Origin of the sequence: Pseudorhizobium flavum, assembly GCF_044142885.1 — a bacterium.
Lineage (GTDB): Bacteria > Pseudomonadota > Alphaproteobacteria > Rhizobiales > Rhizobiaceae > Neorhizobium > Neorhizobium flavum.
This window is the reverse complement of record NZ_JBIOKZ010000006.1, coordinates 2,501-17,368: the sequence shown is the minus strand read 5'-3', so window position 1 is coordinate 17,368 and position 14,868 is coordinate 2,501. Positions and strand designations below refer to the sequence as shown.

The following is a 14,868-nucleotide window of genomic DNA, read 5'->3' as shown; positions in this document are numbered from 1 at the left end:
GATGCTGACCACCGCGCGCCGTCCCTCCCCCATCGCTCCTTCAGTCGATTTCGACAGGAAGGGTGTGCAGCACGGCCATCTGCGGCTGCCCTACAGCCGCGATGACAGCGCCTGGGGCTCGGTGATGATCCCGATCTGCCTCATCGCCAATGGCAGCGGCCCGACGGCGCTTCTCACCGGAGCCAATCATGGCGACGAGTATGAGGGCCCGGCCGCTCTCTTCGAACTGGCGCAGACACTTGATCCGTCGCAGGTGAGCGGGCGCATCATCATCGTGCCGGCGCTGAACTATCCGGCCTTCAGGGCCGGCACACGGACTTCGCCGATCGACCGTGGCAACCTGAACCGCAGTTTTCCGGGCCGGCCGGACGGCACGGTGACGGAGAAGATCGCGGACTACGTGACGCGTCACCTGATCCCCTTGGCGGACATCGTGCTCGACTTCCATTCGGGCGGAAAGACGCTGGACTTCCTGCCCTACGCCGCAGCGCACGAACTGCCGGACAAGACGCAGGAGGCACGCTGCTTCGAGGCGGTCGCGGCCTTCTCTGCGCCATACTCGATGAAGATGCTGGAGATCGATGCGGTCGGAATGCTGGATACGACAGCCGAGGAAATGGGCAAGGTCTTCGTCACCACGGAGCTCGGTGGTGCCGGCACGGCGAGCGCTCACTCCATCGACATCGCCCGCACGGGCACCCTGAACCTGCTGCGTCACGCCGGCATCCTGGCGGGGGCTCCGGAGATCCGGCAGACCCGTTGGCTGGACATGCCGTCGAGCGACTGCTTCACCTTCGCGGAGGACGACGGGCTGGTCGCATTCCGTCGCGATCTTGGCGAGCCGGTCGCGGCGGGGGACGTCATCGCCCGCGTCTACCCCGTCAGCAGGACCGGCGTCCCCCCCATTGATTACCGCGCCGCCATGGATGGCGTACTCGCGGCCCGACACGTCCCAGGCCTCATCAAGGCTGGCGACTGCCTCTCCGTCATCGCAACGATCACGGAGTAGATTGACCGGAAGTACGACGTGAGACCCGAAAACGGGCCACGAAAAACCGCTAACCAGAGGAGAATAGACATGCAGATCTCAAGACTCTCCGGGCTATCCGCCCTTGCGCTCATCATGGGCTTCACGTCCGCCAACGCCCTTACCGTCGAAGAGGTGAAGGAGCAGGGGTATATCCGCGCCGCGACGGCGAACGAAGTCCCGTACTCCTACATGCAGCCCGACGGCACGTCGGCCGGCATCGGACCGGACGTTGCGAACGCCGTCCTGAAATCCATCGGCATCGAGGAGGTCAACTGGACCGTCACCCCGTTCGGGACGCTCATTCCGGGCCTCAAGGCGAAGCGTTTCGACTTCGTCGCGGCCGAGCAGAACATCTCTCCGGAGCGCTGCAAGCAGGTTGCCTTCACGGAGCCGAACTCCTCCTACGGTGAAGGGCTGTTGGTCAAGAAGGGCAATCCCAAGGGACTGACGACCTATGCCGACATTGCCAAGGATCCTTCGCTGACGGTTGCCGTGGTGTCCGGTGCCAACAATGTCGACTTCCTGCGCGCCGTCGGCGTCAAGGACGAGCAGATCGTCTTCATTCAGGCGAATGCGGACGCCATCCCGACCGTCCAGAGCCGGGTCGACGCCTATGCGGCCACCGAGCTCACGGTCTCCGAGCTCGCAAAGGGCCAGGAACAGGTCGAGCAGGTTTCGCCCTTCGAAGATCCGATCGTCGACGGTGCACCGGTACGCAACTATGGCGGCTTTGCCTTCCGTCCGGAAGACAAGGATCTGCGCGATGCCTTCAACGCAGGCCTCGTCGAGTTCCGCAAGACCGACGAGTACAAGGCGATCCTCGGCAAATACGGCCTATCTGAGCAGAGCATCGCGGCCGCCGCCGCGAAGAACGTCGCAGATCTCTGCGCCGGGAACTAGCAATGGTCGGCGCCCGGGTCTCCCGGGCGCACCAGCTTGCAAGGGAGACACCGAATGGACTGGAGTGCATACCTGCCGATGATCCTGCAAGGTGCTGGCGTCACCATGACGATCACGCTTGCCTCGATCGTGATCGGCGCGGCACTTGCGTTCTTCTTCGGCATCCTGCGCGTCGAAGGCGGGCCGGTGCTATCGACGATAGCACTGTGTTACACGGAGGTGTTTCGCGGCACCTCCCTGCTCGTCCAGCTGTTCTGGTTCTATTATGCGCTGCCGCTGGTCGGCCTGAGCTTCGAGCCGATCACGACCGGGATCCTGGTTCTCGCTGCCCACGCCGGCGGTTACGGTGCGGAAATCGTCCGCGGTGCGCTCTCCTCCGTCTCCGCGCAGCAGCTGGAGGCGGCCCGAGCATTGAACTTCAACCGTTTCCAGACACTGTTCCGGATCTCGCTCCCACAGGCGATCGTTGAGATGATGCCCGCCTTCGGCAATCTCGCGATCGAAACGCTGAAGCTCTCCTCGCTCGTCTCGCTGATCTCGATCGCCGATCTCACCTTCACGGCGCAGTCGATCCGCAACCTGACCCTGGACAGCGCAAGCATCTATTCCGTCACGCTGCTGTGCTATTTCGCGATGTCTCTCGTATTGATGGTCGCCATCCGTATCATCGAACATGTCGTCAGGCGCGGTGACGTCTTCCCCCGTTCGGCCCATTCCTGAGGAAGTGTCATCATGATGTACGGCTACGAATGGGACACGACCACCTGGCTCACCTACACGATCTCGATCCTTCCCATCATCCTCATCGGTCTGACGGTGACCTTGAAGGCTGCGGCGGCGGGCTTCGCCCTCGCGATGGCCCTTGGCCTCGTGTTCGCGCTGCTACGCCGCAGCCGGCTGAAGGTCATCTCCTGGACGACAGCGTTCGTCGTCGAATTCCTTCGCGATACGCCGCTCCTGGTGCAGCTCTTCTTTCTCTACTACGTTCTGCCGAACTTCGGGATCGTCCTGCCCGCCTTCCTGACGGGTGCGCTGGCACTCGGGCTGCAATACGCCGCCTACACCTCGGAGGTCTACCGCGGCGGTATAGAAGCGGTGGGCCGGGGCCAGTGGGAAGCGGCCACCGCGCTGAACCTCACCCGGATGCAGACCTACCGGGACGTCATCATTCCGCAGGCCATCCCGCGCATCGTGCCGGCCATGGGCAACTACCTCGTCGCGATGATCAAGGAAACGCCGGTGCTTTCCGTCATCACGGTCCTCGAGATGATGGGACTTGCGAACATGATCGGCGAACGCACCTTCGAGTATCTCGTTCCGCTGACCCTCGTCGGCCTGATCTTCCTACTCCTGACGCTGATCTGCTCCGCCGGCCTTCACCGGCTGCAGAAGGCTCTTCCGAAAGCAGGAATTCCATTGCGATGAATGAAACCACCGATCCGCACATCATCGAGTTCTCGGACGTCACGAAGCGTTTTGGTATCCTGACGGTGCTCGATAACTTCAACTTCTCCGTGGCGAAAGGAGAGAAGGTCACGCTCATCGGCCCCTCCGGCTCCGGAAAGTCGACGGTGCTGCGCATTCTGATGACGCTCGAGCCGTTCCAGGAGGGCAAGCTGACGCTCGCGGGCACCTCCTACCACGAAGCCGGTGGCAAAGGACCGTTTCAAGCCTCAGAAAAGCACCTGCGGCAGATCCGCAATCACGTCGGCATGGTCTTCCAGAGTTTCAATCTGTTTCCGCACATGACCGTTCTTCGCAATGTTGTCGAGGCCCCGGTTAGGGTCCTCGGGATGGCGCGGGCGGAGGCGGAGGCGCGGGCGATCGAACTGCTGCAGATGGTGGGACTGGCGGACAAGAAGGACCACTACCCGGTGCAGCTATCGGGCGGGCAGCAGCAGCGGGTGGCAATCGCCCGGGCGATGGCCATGCGTCCGCGCGTCCTGCTGTTCGACGAGCCGACCTCCGCACTCGATCCGCAGCTGGTCGGCGAGGTGCTGTCGGTCATACGTGATCTAGCGCACGAGCATGACCTGACCATGCTGCTCGTGACCCACGAGATGCGATTTGCGCGCGAGGTCTCGGACCGGGTCTGTTTCTTCGACAAGGGGAGGATCTGTGAGCAGGGTGCGCCGGACGAGATCTTCGGCCAGCCGAAGAACGAGCGCACCCGGGAGTTTCTGTCGTCGATCCTGGCCTAGCGGGTCGGTCCCGCCGGCTCCTGATCACGATAGAGCGGGAAGGACTTCAGCAAGCTGCGGCGCCTTCGAGCCCCCTGTCGACACTCATGCTTCGGCGAGATCCTTGAACAGGACATTCTGGTCCATCAGGTAGCGGGCGAAGATGGGCAGGCTCGCGCCGCCGATCGCCCGGGCCTGGGCACCGACCTTGCCTTCGATGATATCGGGGATGATCACACCCTGAAGGTCCAGGCACGCGACTGCATCGATCGTCGCATTCACCAGCCGCCGCCGCACCCAGTGGGGAAAGCCTCCGTCGATGACCGCTGCCCCGAAGTCGATGACGGAGGCGGCGGCGACGATCGCCTGGGCCAGGGCTGCTGCGCTGTCCTGTATCCAGACTTCCAGCGGCTCGCCGAAATCAATCCAGTCGTCCGCGGAGTACCAGAGTGGCTGCGGTTCGATACCGGTTTGGCGGAGCAGGTTCTCCAGCACGAATATCGATGCGATATCCAGCAGCTGCCGGGTCTCTCCGTCCTTTCCCCGCACGGGGAGCGGGCCGATGGCCCCGGCCGTTCCCGTCCGTCCGGAATAGACGGAGGAGTTCAAAACGATGCCGCCGCCAATAAAGGAGCCTATGAAGAGGTATATGAAATCGGCATAGGATGGGCCCACGCCGAACACCAGCTCTGCACCGCAGGCACTGGTCGCATCGTTCTGCAGGAAGACCGGGTAGCTAACCCTCGCCGCTACTTCCGAGTGAAGGTCGAAGGTTCGCCAGGCATCCATGGCGCCAGGCGGCGCACCGACCTCGTCCGCCCAGTTCCACAGTTCGAACGGCGCAGCAATGCCGAGACCGGCGATCCTTGAACGCTGATCCGCCGCCAGCCGAGCCTCCAGCTGAGCAATACCCGAGGTGATGATCTCCATGATGCGGTCAGGTTGGGGGTACGCATATGTCTCGTGGTGCTGGAGACGGATCTGCCCGACGAAATCCATGAGGACGAGATCCGCGCTCCGGCGGCCGATCTTCACCCCGAAGGAGTAGACCGCATCGGGATTGAGCCGCATCGGCACTGACGGCTGCCCCACCTTGCCGCGAACGGGATCGCCGCGCAGGAGCAATCCCTCGCTCTCCAGCGAGCGCATGATCACCGAAACCGTCTGCGCCGAAAGCCCGCTCCTTCGTGTGATATCGGCTTTGGACAGAGATTTATGCAACCGCACGAGGGAAAGCACCAACCGCTCGTTATAGGCCCTCACTCGCACCTGGTTGGCGCCGCCCGTCAGCGAACCCTGATGTGGCGAGGTTGCATGATGGGCTGTGGCGTCGAAAACAGACATGGTGATCTCCCCCGGTCGCTATACAGCATCCGCCGTGACAGTGGCACACATAATAAATAAATCAATCCGAATTATTTATTGACAAGCTGCGGTTGGTCATCCTTAATGATACCGGGTCGAGGAGATGCAGGCGCCGAACGCGGCTGCATGATCGGCGCCCTAACCCCCGCGGGGGAGTGCACTCTGGGAGGAGAAAAACATGAAGAACTCGCTTATCGCCACAGCCGTCGCCGCCCTGTCTCTGGGTGTTGCCTTGTCCGCACCTGCACAGGCTCAGGACGTGTCGGCCTGCCTCATCACCAAGACAGATACCAATCCCTTCTTCGTGAAGATGAAGGAAGGTGCAACCGCGAAGGCACAGGAACTGGGTGTCACCCTCAAGTCCTATGCAGGAAAGATCGACGGCGACAGCGAAAGCCAGGTGGCGGCCATCGAGACCTGCATCGCCGACGGCGCGAAAGGCATCCTGCTCACGGCATCGGATACCAAGGGCATCGTTCCTGCCGTTCAGAAGGCGCGGGACGCAGGCATTCTCGTTATCGCTCTCGACACTCCGCTCGAGCCGATCGATGCCGCCGACATGACCTTCGCGACGGACAACCTTCTCGCCGGCGAATTGATCGGCGAATGGGCTGCGGCGACACTGGGTGACGCCGCGAAGGATGCCAAGATCGCCTTCCTCAACCTTACACCGTCGCAGCCATCGGTCGACGTTTTGCGCAACCAGGGCTTCATGAAGGGCTTTGGCATCGACGTCGCGGACATCAACAAGATCGGCGACGAAACGGATCCCCGTATCGTCGGCCACGATGTCACGAACGGCAACGAGGAAGGCGGGCGCACCGCAATGGAGAACCTTCTGCAGAAGGATCCAACCATCAACGTCGTGCATACCATCAACGAACCTGCCGCCGCCGGGGCTTACGAAGCACTGAAATCCGTGGGACGCGAAGGGGACGTGCTTGTCGTCTCTGTCGACGGCGGCTGCCCGGGTGTCAAGAACGTGGCCGAGGGCGTCATCGGTGCGACGTCGCAGCAATATCCGCTGCTAATGGCTTCCATGGGCATCGAGGCGATCAAGAAATTCGCCGATTCCGGCGAAAAGCCCGAAGCGACGGAAGGAAAGAACTTCTTCGACACCGGTGTCGCCCTCGTCACCGACAAGCCCGTGGACGGCGTGGAGTCGATCGATACCAAGGAAGGCACGGACAAGTGCTGGGGCTGAGGACAGCCTGACCATGCGATACCGTGGGCGGTCTGCGGATCGCCCACCCATCGCACCAGTTGCTGAAACGGCCGACGAGTGCCTTGCGCATACGCGCGAACGAGCCGTTGCGGCGTGAAGGCCAACCCACTCCGCCAACGCCTCAGATGGGAGGTACACGATGAGCGAGCCACAGCCTGCAGCGCATCCGCATCACGAATACGAGAAGGTGCTGTCCGAGAGCTCCAGCCAGGTCGCGTCGTTCGACCTGCACGACAAATCCCTTCTGCAAAAGTGCCAGCATTACCTGCATTCAAATCCGGCCGCGGTACCGCTGATCGTTCTGGTGTTCTCGGTCCTGGTCTTTGGTATCCTGTTGGGCAGCAAGTTCTTCTCGGCGTTCACGCTGACGCTGATCCTGCAGCAGGTGGCGATCGTCGGCATCGTCGGAGCCGCCCAAACGCTCGTGATCCTGACCGCCGGAATCGACCTCTCCGTCGGCGCCATCATGGTGCTTTCCTCGGTGGTGATGGGTCAGTTTACATTCCGCTACGGCCTCCCACCGACCCTCTCGATCATGTGCGGCTTCGCTGTCGGCGCCTTTTGCGGCTGGATCAACGGGCAGCTCGTTGCCCGGATGAAGCTTCCCCCCTTCATCGTGACCCTGGGCATGTGGCAAATCGTGCTGGCTGCCAACTTTCTCTATTCCGCCAACGAAACCATCCGCTCGCAGGATATCTCGCAGCAGGCCCCCATTCTGCAATTCTTCGGCCAGAACCTTAGGATTGGAAATGCGGTCTTCACCTATGGCGTCATCGGCATGGTGCTCCTGGTCGCGCTGCTCTGGTACGTTCTGAACCGGACCGCCTGGGGCCGACATGTCTATGCCGTGGGCGATGACCCGGATGCTGCCGAGCTCGCGGGTGTCAATGTCCGGCGCATGTTGATTTCCGTCTATACACTCTCCGGTCTTATCTGCGCCTTTGCGGGATGGGCTCTCATCGGCCGGATTGGATCCGTGTCCCCAACCGCCGGACAATTCGCAAACATCGAGTCGATCACCGCCGTCGTCATCGGAGGGCTCTCCCTCTTTGGCGGACGCGGCTCGATCCTCGGCATGCTCTTCGGCGCGCTAATCGTCGGCGTATTCTCCCTCGGATTGCGCCTGGTCGGCACCGACCCGCAATGGACCTATCTGTTGATCGGCGTGCTGATCATTACCGCCGTCGCTATCGACCAGTGGATAAGAAAGGTAGCAGGCTGATGAACCTGGAACCCATCCTCAGCGCCCGCGGCCTCGTCAAACGCTATGGTCGCGTCACCGCCCTCGACAATGCCGATTTCGACCTCTACCCGGGCGAGATCCTCGCAGTGATCGGCGACAATGGCGCGGGCAAATCATCGATGATCAAGGCGATCTCCGGTGCCATATCACCGGATCAGGGAGAGATCCGCCTCGAAGGGCGACCGGTACATTTCCGCTCACCGATCGAAGCGCGCAAGGCAGGAATAGAAACGGTCTACCAGAACCTCGCGCTATCACCTGCCCTCTCCATCGCCGACAACATGTTTCTCGGCCGCGAACTGCGGAAACCCGGAATTGCCGGAAAGTGGTTCCGAAAGCTCGACCGTACCGCAATGGAACGCTTTGCCCGCGACAAGCTTTCCGAGCTTGGCCTGATGACGATCCAGAATATCAACCAGGCCGTCGAAACCCTCTCCGGCGGTCAACGCCAGGGGGTGGCGGTCGCCCGGGCGGCGGCTTTCGGCTCCAAGGTCATCATCCTGGATGAGCCTACTGCGGCACTGGGTGTCAAGGAAAGCCGCCGAGTCCTGGAACTCATCCTGGACGTCCGCCGGCGCGGCATACCGATCGTGCTGATCTCGCACAACATGCCGCATGTCTTCGAGGTCGCCGATCGCATCCATGTCCATCGTCTTGGACGCCGGCTCTGCGTCATCGACCCCAAGGAACACACCATGTCCGACGCGGTGGCCTTCATGACGGGTGCGAAGACACCCCCTACGGAAGCTGCCGCTGCATGACTTCACGTATCGAGGACGTCGCTGCGGATCTCCTTGACAGGGCGGACGGCCGTACTCGTTTCGTCGTCGCCATCGCCGGCCCTCCCGGTGCCGGCAAGTCCACCTTTGTCGATGATTTGTCGAAGGTGCTGCGTAGGCAGGGCGCATCCGCGGCGATCGTTCCGATGGACGGCTTTCATCTGGATGATGCAGTGCTGAGCGACCGGGGACTGTTGACGCGGAAAGGCGCACCGGAAACCTTCGACGTCCGCGGCCTTCTGGATATCGTTCGCGCCATCCGATCCGCGCAGGAGGAGGTGTTCGTCCCTCTCTTCGACCGATCACGGGAGCTCGCTGTCGCCGCAGCGCGCGCCGTTGCGCCTGAGAGCCGCATCGTTTTGCTGGAGGGCAACTACCTGCTGCTCGACCAGCACCCGTGGCGCCTGCTGTCCGGCCTTGTCGATTGCTCGATCATGCTGATGCCTTCGACGGATATCCTTGAAGAAAGACTGATGCAAAGGTGGCTGGGGCTGGGTATGCCGGAGGCGGAGGCGCGTGCAAAGGTCATGGAGAACGACCTGCCGAACGGATCACTCGTGCGGACCAGCAGCCGCCCCGCCGACATCATCCTCTCTTGAGCGTTTTCACCCGGCCACAGCGTCCCGACGGAGCGTCATTTCATCAGCCTTTCGCCGCAGCGGGTTTGCCTGCAGCCGCTGCACAAATCTCGAGTTCATCCGCCGGCAGTAGGCTGGCGATGACCTGCCACTGAACTTTCATCCAGCGGTAGTTAGAGTCTCGACCGTTTCTGTTACGCCGTTTGGCACGGGTTGAGCAACCGGCGGAAGCGCGAAGCCTCCGTTGAGCGCCGCGTAGGAGCCGGTTGCCGTGAGAACCTCGGCAAAGGCCCCCGGGGTCCGGTAGTTCAGCGAGGAATGAGGCGCTCCAACAGGCCCATCACTGCCTGCAGATGCGCTACGGCTTCGCGCTTGGCGACGGGCCCTACCATTTTTTTGACAGAAGCTCGCGAAGGGCTGAAGCTTCCAGCATCTGGTCCGCGAGCAGCTTCTTCAGCTTTGCGTTCTCGTCTTCCAGAGCCTTCAGGCGCTTGGCGTCAGACACGTCCATCCCGCCATACTTCGCCTTCCAGTTATACAGCGTTGCCTCGCTGACACCGTGCTTGCGGGCCAGATCACCCCCCTTCGCGCCAGCCTCGTGCTCGCGCAGAACCCGATGATCCGCTCTTCCGTAAACCGCTTCCGCTTCATCTGTCCGTCCTTCAAATCGAGGCCGGACTCTAACTCCAGGTGGAGGAAAAAATCAGTGGCAGGTCAAACGCAACGCACCGGCCGGAGTATCTCCTGAGCGGAAGGCTGGAATGCGGCGAGTGCGGCGGCCCTTTCGCGATCTCGGGCAAGGACCGCTATAGCTGCACCAATCGCAAGAAGCGCCTGCCGATCGACGACCTCGGGGGCGCCTGCTGCGGCAACAGCAAAACCATTACCCGCCACGAGCTCGAAGAGCGCGTGCTGAACTGCATTCCAGTTGCCTTCTATTCACTCGAGATCTTTGGTCGGATCTCGCAGAAGATGGTCGTCCACGAAACGAACAAGCTAAAGAATGCGCCAACACGCCAGGATGAACTGACGGCGGAATTGGCGTCCATTGGCAAGAAGCAGAAGAACCTGATGCAGCAGGCCGAAGATCGCCTGGCGGAAGGTCGGCCGCGCCTTGCTATCCTCGACGACCAGCTCGATGAACTCGAGGCTATGCGCGAGAAGGTGACGTTGGAGCTGATGGGTCTGGCAGAGCCGACAGAGGATTTTCAAGAGAAGATTGAGAAGCTGAAGGCGCAGTTCAATCCCGCAAGCATGGAGATTGCGATCCGCAAGCTCCTCTTCCTTGCACGCTATAATGCCGACGAACACGCCAAGCAGCGCCTGATGCCGATCGTGCGTGACCTCATCCAGAGGGTGGTGATCGGCAAGACGCCGGGTCATCAGCCGGCGACGCTGCAAGTCCACGGCTCGATCGCCAATATTATGGCGTCTATGGAGGTCCTCGACCTGATGGAACAGCCGTTCCTGGCGGCGGCCCAGAACGACTTCATGGCCCGGCTGGCGTCCGGAGAATTGGACACGGAGGCCGAGAAGCAAAAGCTCCTCAATGCGTATGTGGAGGAGCTTTCAAGGAAGTATGGAGAATGGGAGAATTTGCAAGTGTCGGTGGTTGCGGGGGCAGGATTTGAACCTGCGGCCTTCAGGTTATGAGCCTGACGAGCTACCGGGCTGCTCCACCCCGCGTCACCAAGAATACGGACTTTCCTGCCCGGGAGCGATGTCAGGCGTAGCCTGATGAGGTGAGGCCGTAAAGAGATCGATCCGGTGGATCGATCTTAGGCCGAACGGGCTGCTCCACCCCGCGTCACCTGTTTCGGGCGTTTGCCCGGAAGGGAGTTTTTCGTTTTTGAGAAGATTGTTTTGTCCGCTTATGTTTTGCGGCATTGCCTTTAATAGACCTGGCAGCGACCTACTCTCCCGCGTCTTGAGACGAAGTACCATTGGCGCTGGGGCGTTTCACGGCCGTGTTCGGAATGGGAACGGGTGCGGCCGCCCCGCCATGACCACCAGGTCGATTAAGGGCAATGAACCAACATTTCTGTTGGCATGTGTTGAGAAGCTGGATTTTGGTTCATCGCCTGATCTTGTCCTGGCGGGCTGATCGCAGCCTGCCGGCTGCTGCCCTGCGGACGGCCCGCCAAATGCTTGGCGACGGCCTTTGGCCTGTATGGCTGCCCGGCGCTCTGTCGAGCAAGGGAGCCAGACAAGCTGGCGATGGTCTTATGTGAACACGTCTGGCTGCATCTTAGCGTCTTGCGACGCGTGATGAGCATTATCAATGAGAACGATCAAGTCGATCGGGCTATTAGTAAGGCTAAGCTTCATGCATTGCTGCACGTCCACACGCCTCCTATCAACGTGGTCGTCTTCCACGGCCCTGATAGGGAATACTCGTTTTCAGGTGGGTTTCCCGCTTAGATGCCTTCAGCGGTTATCCCTTCCATATATAGCTACCCTGCTATGCCCTTGGCAGGACAACAGGTCCACCAGAGATATGTCCATCCCGGTCCTCTCGTACTAGGGACAGATCCTGTCAATATTCCTACACCCACGGCAGATAGGGACCGAACTGTCTCACGACGTTCTGAACCCAGCTCACGTACCGCTTTAATTGGCGAACAGCCAAACCCTTGGGACCTGCTCCAGCCCCAGGATGCGATGAGCCGACATCGAGGTGCCAAACAACCCCGTCGATATGGACTCTTGGGGGTCATCAGCCTGTTATCCCCGGCGTACCTTTTATCCGTTGAGCGATGGCCCTTCCACGCGGGACCACCGGATCACTATGACCGACTTTCGTCTCTGCTCGACTTGTCAGTCTCGCAGTCAGGCGGGCTTATGCCATTGCACTCGACGACCGATTTCCGACCGGTCTGAGCCCACCATCGCGCGCCTCCGTTACTCTTTCGGAGGCGACCGCCCCAGTCAAACTACCCACCATACACTGTCCCGGATCCGGATGACGGACCGCGGTTAGACATCCATGACGATAAGGGTGGTATTTCAAGGATGGCTCCACGAAGACTGGCGTCCCCGCTTCAAAGCCTACCACCTATCCTACACATGCCGACACGAATGCCAGTGTAAAGCTATAGTAAAGGTGCACGGGGTCTTTCCGTCTGACCGCAGGAACCCCGCATCTTCACGGGGAATTCAATTTCACTGAGTCTATGTTGGAGACAGCGGGGAAGTCGTTACGCCATTCGTGCAGGTCGGAACTTACCCGACAAGGAATTTCGCTACCTTAGGACCGTTATAGTTACGGCCGCCGTTTACTGGGGCTTCGATTCAAAGCTTGCACCTCTCCTCTTAACCTTCCAGCACCGGGCAGGCGTCAGACCCTATACGTCGTCTTTCGACTTCGCAGAGCCCTGTGTTTTTGATAAACAGTCGCTACCCCCTGGTCTGTGCCACCCCTTCCTGGTTGCCCAAAAAGGGGTCACGCTTCTTCCGAAGTTACGCGTGCAATTTGCCGAGTTCCTTCAACATAGTTCTCTCAAGCGCCTTGGTATACTCTACCTGACCACCTGTGTCGGTTTCGGGTACGGTCTATAATGATGGAGCTATTTCCTGGAACCTCTTCGCTGCACAACCAATCCAGTAAGGTTGAACAACACACGAGATCCGTCACTACCACCAGGCCCACGAATATTAACGTGGTTCCCATCGACTACGCATGTCTGCCTCGTCTTAGGGGCCGGCTAACCCTGCTCAGATTAACTTTAAGCAGGAACCCTTGGTCTTTCGGCGAGAGGGTCTCTCACCCTCTTTGTCGTTACTCATGTCAACATTCGCACTTCCGATACCTCCAGAGGCCCTCACGGGTCCTCCTTCACAGGCTTACGGAACGCTCCGCTACCACTTGCAGTAAACTGCAAATCCTCAGCTTCGGTGCATGGCTTTAGCCCCGTTACATTTTCGGCGCAAAGACCCTTATTTAGACCAGTGAGCTGTTACGCTTTCTTTAAATGATGGCTGCTTCTAAGCCAACATCCTGGTTGTTTTGGGATCCTCACATCCTTTCCCACTTAGCCATGACTTGGGGACCTTAGCTGGAGGTCAGGGTTGTTGCCCTCTTCACGACGGACGTTAGCACCCGCCGTGTGTCTGCCGACTAGTACTCCCCGGTATTCGGAGTTTGGTTAGGATCAGTAAGACGGTGAGTCCCCATAGCCCATCCAGTGCTCTACCCCCGGGGGTATTCGGTCGACGCTCTACCTAAATAGATTTCGCGGAGAACCAGCTATTTCCGAGTTTGATTGGCCTTTCACCCCTAGCCACAAGTCATCCCGATCTATTGCAACAGATATGGGTTCGGTCCTCCAGTTGGTGTTACCCAACCTTCAACCTGCTCATGGCTAGATCACTCGGTTTCGGGTCTAATGCAACATACTCAATCGCCCTGTTCAGACTCGCTTTCGCTGCGCCTACACCTACCGGCTTAAGCTTGCATGTTACACTAAGTCGTTGACCCATTATACAAAAGGTACGCCGTCACCCTTGCGGGCTCCGACTGTTTGTAGGCATCCGGTTTCAGGTTCTATTTCACTCCCCTCGTCGGGGTGCTTTTCACCTTTCCCTCACGGTACTTGTTCGCTATCGGTCATGCACGAGTACTTAGGCTTGGAGAGTGGTCTCCCCATGTTCAGACAGGATTTCACGTGTCCCGCCCTACTCAAGGACAATCAGTGTTCTACGCCTACGGGGCTGTCACCCACTATAGCCAAGCTTTCCAACTTGTTCGGCTTTATTCCTGATTGCCACTGGCCTGGTCCGCGTTCGCTCGCCACTACTTGCGGAGTCTCGGTTGATGTCCTTTCCTGCAGGTACTTAGATGTTTCAGTTCCCTGCGTTCGCTTCTTATCCCTATGTATTCAGAATAAGATACCTTATCACAATACCTAGAAACCTCTTCTGTCCTCACGGCCAAAGGCCTGCGGACCGCGCGCCGGATAACCGGCGACGGGCTAGCGCCCTGTATGGGAAGTCCCACTTAAACGCTTCACAACAGAACAGATTTTCTAGGTATTTAAGGTGGGTTGCCCCATTCGGAGATCCATGGATCAAAGCTCATTCGCAGCTCCCCACGGCTTATCGCAGCGTATCACGTCCTTCTTCGCCTGTGCATGCCAAGGCATCCACCAAATGCCCTTACGACACTTAATCGTTCTCATTGCCAATGCTCATCATCTAGTCGATCGTTCGTCAGAACGAGCAACAGACCGGGCTACCTTTAACAACCCAGCCAACTCAACAATGCCATCGACGTGTTCGATCGGTCCGCTTTATTGGAGCTACGCCGAGCAGCTCGCTTGCGGCCGATCTTAAGACCAGCTTCTCGAGATTAAATCCGGGACCGCGCGGTCAGGCAACGGCCATCCATCAAATCGTCACAAGCACCACAAGGGCACCAACAACGATCGACCAGAGTGACAAGCTTCCTATCTCCACTGACCCCTCTTTCGTGTCCGGCCGGCTAGGCCATCAACGACATCATAAGGATCAGCTTCAAACTCGGACCTAAATCCGAACCTGGAAGCCTCCAGATCAATCTTCTCTTCACGA

General features: G+C 59.7%; 11 protein-coding genes, 1 tRNA gene, 2 rRNA genes and 2 pseudogenes. 10 read left to right on the top strand and 6 right to left on the bottom strand.

Annotated elements, in window-relative coordinates; translation table 11 throughout:
- Window position 1 precedes the first annotated feature (1 nt).
- The 5 genes from doeB (at window position 2) to ehuA (ending at window position 4,131) form a co-directional block, all read left to right on the top strand.
- A complete protein-coding gene (doeB, locus tag ACEPP2_RS12775; protein ID WP_395516826.1) occupies window positions 2-1,009 on the top strand; it encodes a N(2)-acetyl-L-2,4-diaminobutanoate deacetylase DoeB in 1,008 nt (335 codons plus the stop codon).
- 69 nt (window positions 1,010-1,078) lie between these two features.
- Entirely contained in the window at window positions 1,079-1,930 is an 852-nt protein-coding gene (ehuB, locus tag ACEPP2_RS12770) for an ectoine/hydroxyectoine ABC transporter substrate-binding protein EhuB (protein ID WP_281977847.1), read from the top strand.
- Window positions 1,931-1,984: 54 nt separating this feature from the next.
- Window positions 1,985-2,650 carry an ectoine/hydroxyectoine ABC transporter permease subunit EhuC gene (ehuC, locus tag ACEPP2_RS12765; RefSeq protein WP_395516825.1) on the top strand — a complete coding sequence of 222 codons (666 nt, stop codon included), beginning with the start codon at window positions 1,985-1,987 and terminating at the stop codon, window positions 2,648-2,650.
- A gap of 12 nt (window positions 2,651-2,662) precedes the next feature.
- Window positions 2,663-3,355 carry an ectoine/hydroxyectoine ABC transporter permease subunit EhuD gene (gene ehuD / locus ACEPP2_RS12760; RefSeq protein WP_395516824.1) on the top strand — a complete coding sequence of 231 codons (693 nt, stop codon included), beginning with the start codon at window positions 2,663-2,665 and terminating at the stop codon, window positions 3,353-3,355.
- The gene (gene ehuA, locus ACEPP2_RS12755; protein WP_395516823.1) at window positions 3,352-4,131 is read left to right on the top strand and encodes an ectoine/hydroxyectoine ABC transporter ATP-binding protein EhuA; all 780 of its coding nucleotides are present in this window, start codon (window positions 3,352-3,354) and stop codon (window positions 4,129-4,131) included. The genes ehuD and ehuA overlap by 4 nt, the downstream gene beginning before the upstream one ends.
- Window positions 4,132-4,215: 84 nt before the next feature.
- Here the strand turns inward: ehuA and ACEPP2_RS12750 are convergent, their stop codons facing one another.
- Window positions 4,216-5,454, bottom strand: coding sequence for an ROK family transcriptional regulator (locus ACEPP2_RS12750; RefSeq protein WP_281977850.1), 1,239 nt, complete (start codon window positions 5,452-5,454; stop codon window positions 4,216-4,218).
- A 199-nt stretch (window positions 5,455-5,653) separates the two neighbouring features.
- Between ACEPP2_RS12750 and ACEPP2_RS12745 the strand changes: the two genes are divergently transcribed.
- The 4 genes from ACEPP2_RS12745 to ACEPP2_RS12730 all read left to right on the top strand — a co-directional run bounded on the left by ACEPP2_RS12745 (window position 5,654) and on the right by ACEPP2_RS12730 (window position 9,321).
- Window positions 5,654-6,679, top strand: coding sequence for a sugar ABC transporter substrate-binding protein (locus tag ACEPP2_RS12745; RefSeq protein WP_281977851.1), 1,026 nt, complete (start codon window positions 5,654-5,656; stop codon window positions 6,677-6,679).
- A gap of 160 nt (window positions 6,680-6,839) precedes the next feature.
- Entirely contained in the window at window positions 6,840-7,922 is a 1,083-nt protein-coding gene (locus ACEPP2_RS12740; RefSeq protein ID WP_077548402.1) for an ABC transporter permease, read from the top strand.
- A complete protein-coding gene (locus tag ACEPP2_RS12735) occupies window positions 7,922-8,704 on the top strand; it encodes an ATP-binding cassette domain-containing protein (protein WP_077548401.1) in 783 nt (260 codons plus the stop codon). The genes ACEPP2_RS12740 and ACEPP2_RS12735 overlap by 1 nt, the downstream gene beginning before the upstream one ends.
- Window positions 8,701-9,321, top strand: coding sequence for a nucleoside/nucleotide kinase family protein (locus ACEPP2_RS12730; protein WP_395516822.1), 621 nt, complete (start codon window positions 8,701-8,703; stop codon window positions 9,319-9,321). Before ACEPP2_RS12735 ends, ACEPP2_RS12730 begins: the two co-directional genes overlap by 4 nt.
- Window positions 9,322-9,623: 302 nt before the next feature.
- Here the strand turns inward: ACEPP2_RS12730 and ACEPP2_RS12725 are convergent.
- A pseudogene (locus ACEPP2_RS12725) lies at window positions 9,624-9,951 on the bottom strand (transposase); the annotation flags it as partial.
- Between the two features lie 39 nt (window positions 9,952-9,990).
- Between ACEPP2_RS12725 and ACEPP2_RS12720 the strand changes: the two are divergent.
- Window positions 9,991-10,206: pseudogene (locus tag ACEPP2_RS12720) on the top strand (zinc ribbon domain-containing protein); the annotation flags it as partial.
- 90 nt (window positions 10,207-10,296) lie between these two features.
- Here the strand turns inward: ACEPP2_RS12720 and ACEPP2_RS12715 are convergent.
- From ACEPP2_RS12715 to ACEPP2_RS12700, 4 genes are all read right to left on the bottom strand, one after another.
- Window positions 10,297-10,839 (bottom strand): hypothetical protein, encoded by a 543-nt coding sequence (locus ACEPP2_RS12715; RefSeq protein WP_395516821.1) that lies wholly within the window; start codon window positions 10,837-10,839, stop codon window positions 10,297-10,299.
- A gap of 70 nt (window positions 10,840-10,909) precedes the next feature.
- Window positions 10,910-10,986 (bottom strand) — tRNA-Met (locus ACEPP2_RS12710).
- Window positions 10,987-11,199: 213 nt separating this feature from the next.
- Window positions 11,200-11,314, bottom strand: a 5S ribosomal RNA gene (gene rrf, locus ACEPP2_RS12705).
- Between the two features lie 273 nt (window positions 11,315-11,587).
- Window positions 11,588-14,469, bottom strand: a 23S ribosomal RNA gene (locus ACEPP2_RS12700).
- Window positions 14,470-14,868 lie beyond the last annotated feature (399 nt).